At 65.8% G+C, this 4,915-nt stretch carries 4 protein-coding genes; all 4 read left to right on the forward strand.

Annotated elements, in window-relative coordinates; all coding sequences use genetic code 11:
• Positions 1-264 precede the first annotated feature (264 nt).
• The 4 genes from BSP109_RS16235 to pstB all read left to right on the forward strand — a co-directional run bounded on the left by BSP109_RS16235 (position 265) and on the right by pstB (position 4,520).
• The gene (locus tag BSP109_RS16235; protein ID WP_101601986.1) at positions 265-1,356 is read left to right on the forward strand and encodes a phosphate ABC transporter substrate-binding protein PstS; all 1,092 of its coding nucleotides are present in this window, start codon (positions 265-267) and stop codon (positions 1,354-1,356) included.
• A 155-nt stretch (positions 1,357-1,511) separates the two neighbouring features.
• Positions 1,512-2,483 (forward strand): phosphate ABC transporter permease subunit PstC, encoded by a 972-nt coding sequence (pstC, locus tag BSP109_RS16240; protein ID WP_087008915.1) that lies wholly within the window; start codon positions 1,512-1,514, stop codon positions 2,481-2,483.
• Positions 2,483-3,688, forward strand: a complete 1,206-nt coding sequence (gene pstA, locus BSP109_RS16245; RefSeq protein ID WP_087008917.1) for a phosphate ABC transporter permease PstA — start codon at positions 2,483-2,485, stop codon at positions 3,686-3,688. The genes pstC and pstA overlap by 1 nt, the downstream gene beginning before the upstream one ends.
• Positions 3,689-3,740: 52 nt before the next feature.
• Positions 3,741-4,520, forward strand: a complete 780-nt coding sequence (gene pstB / locus BSP109_RS16250) for a phosphate ABC transporter ATP-binding protein PstB (protein ID WP_087008919.1) — start codon at positions 3,741-3,743, stop codon at positions 4,518-4,520.
• The last annotated feature ends 395 nt before the right edge of the window (positions 4,521-4,915 follow it).

A 4,915-nucleotide genomic window follows, 5' to 3' on the forward strand; every position in this document is an offset into this window, starting at 1 on the left:
AACGCACCGGCCGCGGATTCCGCAACGCGGAGAACTACCGGACGCGTATCCTGCTCACCAGCGCCGCGAGAACCGTAGCGTGAATACCCGCCACAGCAGGGTCATTCACCACGAACCGCGAAGAGCCCCATTCACCGGCCGTTCACATTCGACTCTCCTACGGGTCATACTGCACTCGTAACGTGGGGTCCGCACACGGGGGTATCCCCTGCACCTGGGGACACCCCCTGGATACCCCTTACACATGGAGCGAAAGGCACCCACGTGAAGCTCAAGCGTTTCGGCACGGCTGCAGCAGTCCTCGCAGCAGGCGCACTCACCCTCTCCGCCTGCGGCGGCGGATCCGGCGGCGGCGAAGGCGGCGAGCCCGCAGCTGACGCCGGCTCGGTCTCCGGCACCCTGATCGGCGGCGGCGCGTCGTCGCAGGAGGCCGCGATGACCGCCTGGACCCAGGGCGTCACGGAGGTCTCCCCCGACCTCACCGTGAACTACGACCCGGTCGGATCCGGCGCGGGCCGTGAGGGCTTCCTCGCCGGCCAGTACTCGTTCGCCGGCTCCGACGCCGCGATGGACGAGGACGAGCAGGAGCAGGCCGCAGAGGTCTGCGGCCCCGAGGGCGTCTTCCACACTCCGTCCTACATCTCCCCCGTCGCAGTCGCCTTCAACCTCGAGGGTGTCGACACGGTGAACATGGATGCAGAGACCATCGCTCAGGTCTTCGCCGGTGAGATCACCGAGTGGAACGACGAGGCGATCGCAGAGCAGAACGAGGGCACCGAGCTGCCCGACACGCCGATCACCGTCGTGCACCGCTCCGACGACTCCGGCACCACGGAGAACTTCACCGCGTACCTCAACGAGGCCGCCGGTGACGCCTGGGAGTACGACGAGGTCGAGACCTGGCCGTCCGAGATCGCTGCCGAGTCCGCTCAGCAGACCTCCGGCGTCGTGTCCCTCGCGGGCAGCACCGACGGTGCGATCACCTACGCGGACGCCTCGCAGGTCGGCGAGCTCGGCACCGTCGCAGTGGGCGTCGGCGACGAGTACGTCGAGTACTCCTCGGACGCAGCGGCCAAGGCCGTCGACGCATCCGAGGCCAACGACGACGGATCAGTCGAGCTCGACCGCTCCACGGAGGAAGCCGGCGTCTACCCGATCGTCCTCGTCTCCTACCACATCTTCTGCCAGCAGTACCAGGATCAGGAGACCGCTGACCTCGCGAAGGCGTTCGGCCAGTACGTCATCTCCGAGGAGGGCCAGGCTGCCGCTGAGGAATCGGCCGGCTCCGCGCCGATCTCGGAGGACGCACGCACCGCGGCCACCGAGCGCATCGACAACATCACCGTCCAGGGCTGATATACGCTCTCCGGACAGGCCACGGCACTGCCGCCGGTCCACTCACCCAGTGGATCGGCGGCACCGTCGTGTCCGACCATTGATGCGCACGCCACTGAGTACCACCATGGATCCGGCATTCCGTTCCGGACAGTCGAACTCCGAGGGGAGTCATCGTGACTGAGCAGGTCACCGAAGCGAGGAAGAACAATCCCTCGCCCACCACGAAGTCAGCGGGGAACGCCTCCGGGGACAAGATCTTCGCCGGTCTGTCGTACGGCGCTGGCGCCCTCATCCTCGTGGTGCTCGCGTTCGTCGCAGTCTTCCTCGTCACCGAATCGCTGCCCGCGCTGGCACCCACGGTGTTCTCCAACCAGGATTCGATCAACAGCGCAGACAACTTCTGGGTCTACGTCCTCCCGCTGATCGGCGGCACGGTCATGGCCTCGCTCATCGCGATCCTCATCGCGACGCCGGTCGCGATCGGGATCGCACTGTACATCTCGCACTACGCGCCGCGGCGCATCTCGACGCCGGTCGGCTACGTGATCGACCTGCTGGCCGCGATCCCGTCGGTCGTCTACGGCGCGTGGGGCATGCTCACGCTCTCCACCGCGATGGTGCCGATCTACGGCTGGCTGCACGACACGCTCGGCTTCATCCCCTTCTTCGCCGGCGACCCGTCCACGACCGGCCGCACCCTGCTCACCTCCGGGGTCGTGCTCGCCGTCATGATCCTGCCGATCATCACGTCGCTCTGCCGCGAGATCTTCCTCCAGACGCCCAAGCTGCACGAAGAGGCCGCCCTGGCCCTGGGTGCGACGCAGTGGGAGATGATCAGGATGACCGTCTTCCCGTTCGCACGCGCGGGCATCATCTCCTCCATCATGCTGGGACTGGGCCGCGCCCTGGGTGAGACCATGGCCGTCACGCTCGTCCTGTCCGGCGGCGTGTTCAACCTCAGCCTCATCTCGTCGGGCAACCAGACGATCCCGTCTGAGATCGCGCTCAACTTCCCTGAGGCGTTCGGCATGCGCCAGTCCGAACTCATCGCGGCCGGCCTCATGCTCTTCATCATCACGCTGGCGGTGAACATGGTCGCCCGCGCGATCGTCAACCGCAACAAGGAATTCTCGGGGGCCAACTGATGTCGACAGCAGTGAAGAAGACAGACGAGGGGGCCGCCCCCGAACCGCAGCCGTCGAAGAACGGCACGTCCGCCAAGAAGGGCAACGCCTTCACCGCCGGTCAGAAGCCGCGCTGGGTGTGGGCCGTCGTCCTCGCCGGCGCGCTCATCATCGGTGCGGGCATCACCGTCCTGCTCGGCGGGGAGGGCTTCTCCGTCACCGGCTGGCTCATCTTCTCCGCGATCGTGTTCGTCATCGGCATGTACGTGACGACCCGTGTGATGGAGAACAAGCGCCGTGCGACCGACGGCCTGTGGCGCAATCTGGTGTGGGCGGCGTTCTTCATCGCACTCATCCCGCTGATTTCGCTCCTGTGGACCGTGTTCGCACAGGGACTGCCGACGCTCCTCTCGAATCCGAGCCTGCTCACCGAGGACATGAGCACGACCAACGGAGCCACGGACCAGGCCACCGTCGACGAGGGCGCACCACTGGCCGGCGGATTCGTCCACGGACTCATCGGCACGCTCATGATCACCGTGCTCGCCACGGTCATCTCCGTGCCGATCGGCCTCATGGCATCGATCTACCTGACCGAATACAGCCGGGGCGGCCTGTTCGCGCGGTCCATCACGTTCTTCGTCGACGTCATGACGGGCATCCCCTCGATCGTCGCCGGTCTGTTCGCGTTCGCCGCGGTCAATCTGTTCGTCACGACGTTCCTCGGCACCAGCCCCGCTCATCTCCAGATGGTGAAGATGGGCCTCACCGCGTCGATCGCCCTGTCCGTGCTCATGATCCCGGTGGTCGTTCGGTCGACGGAGGAGATGCTCCGCGTCGTGCCGAACGAGCTGCGCGAAGCGTCCTACGCACTGGGCGTCCGCAAGTGGAAGACGATCATGAAGGTCGTCCTCCCCACGTCGATCTCCGGCATTGCCTCCGGTGTGACGCTCGCGATCGCGCGCGTCGCCGGTGAGACCGCCCCGATCCTCGTGACGGCAGGCTTCCTCGCCACCACCACGTGGAACCCGTTCAACGGATGGATGACGGCGCTGCCGGTCTACATCTATCGTCAGCTCATCAACCCGACGGCTCCCGGCGCTCCACTGCCGTCGGAGCTGCGTGCATGGGCCGCCGCGCTCGTGCTCATCGTCATCGTGATGCTGCTCAACCTCATCGCCCGCATCGTCGCCCAGGCGTTCGCGCCGGCGAAGACCGGACGCTGACCCAGGCGCGAGCCACGCACGAGCAGGCACAGAAGCAAAGGAACGAAGACCCATGGCAAAGCGCATCGACACCGTCGACCTCAACGTCTACTACGGCAGCTTCCTCGCCGTCGAAGATGTGAACATCCGCATCGAGCCCCGGTCGGTCACGGCCTTCATCGGTCCGTCCGGCTGCGGCAAGACCACCTTCCTCCGCACGATCAACCGCATGCATGAGGTGCTGCCCGGTGCATATGCCGACGGCAAGATCCTCCTGGACGGCGACAACATCTACGACCCGGGCGTGGACCCGGTGAACATCCGGGCGGAGGTGGGCATGGTCTTCCAGCGCCCCAACCCGTTCCCCACGATGTCGATCCGTGAGAACGTGCTCGCCGGCTACAAGCTCAACGGCACGCGCCTGTCGAAGTCCGACGCGGATGCGATCCTGGAGAAGTCGCTGCGCGGTGCGAACCTCTGGAACGAGGTGAAGGACCGACTCGACAAGCCGGGCTCCGGACTGTCCGGCGGTCAGCAGCAGCGCCTCTGCATCGCCCGCACCGTCGCCGTCGAGCCGTCCGTCATCCTCATGGACGAGCCGTGCTCCGCGCTCGACCCGATCTCCACGCTGGCCGTCGAGGACCTCATCAACCAGCTCAAGGAGGACTACACGGTCGTCATCGTCACGCACAACATGCAGCAGGCTGCGCGCGTGGCGGACAAGACCGCGTTCTTCAACATCCAGGGCACCGGCAAGCCCGGCCAGCTCATCGAGTACGCGGACACCAAGACGATCTTCCAGAACCCGGAGAACGAGCAGACACTCAACTACATCTCCGGCCGCTTCGGATGATCCGATGAGGTGACCGCACCCTATGTGCGCAGGAGGGGCTCGGACGATCCGTCCGGGCCCCTCCTGCATTCATCACCGTCGCGAGACCCCACCGGGGCTCAGCCCCACCCGGGCTCACACCCAGTTCGAATGCTCAACACTCGCACAGGTCGGCAGCCGCGGGTTCTAGGGGTGATCGCAACACCCCTAGAACCCGGAGGTGTGCGCGATGGCTGTCAATCGACCTGGGAAACTGCGATGGGCTGTGAAATTCCCCGCAAGAGCCCAACAAGCGTGGGATCTTTACCAGATGGGAACCACGCACAGCGAGATCAGCAAAGAAGTCGCTGCTCCACGCTCAGTCCTCCACGAGATGTTCCACACCGCAGGCGGCATCCGGCCCGCTCACCCGAAAG

Origin of the sequence: Brevibacterium sp. Mu109 (assembly GCF_900169375.1) — a bacterium.
Taxonomy (GTDB): domain Bacteria; phylum Actinomycetota; class Actinomycetes; order Actinomycetales; family Brevibacteriaceae; genus Brevibacterium; species Brevibacterium yomogidense_A.

Excerpts from the sequence above, each read along its gene's own strand:
- pstA (WP_087008917.1), top strand. The coding sequence starts at position 2,483 with ATGTCGACAGCAGTGAAGAAGACAGACGAGGGGGCCGCCCCCGAACCG.
- pstB (WP_087008919.1), top strand. The coding sequence starts at position 3,741 with ATGGCAAAGCGCATCGACACCGTCGACCTCAACGTCTACTACGGCAGC.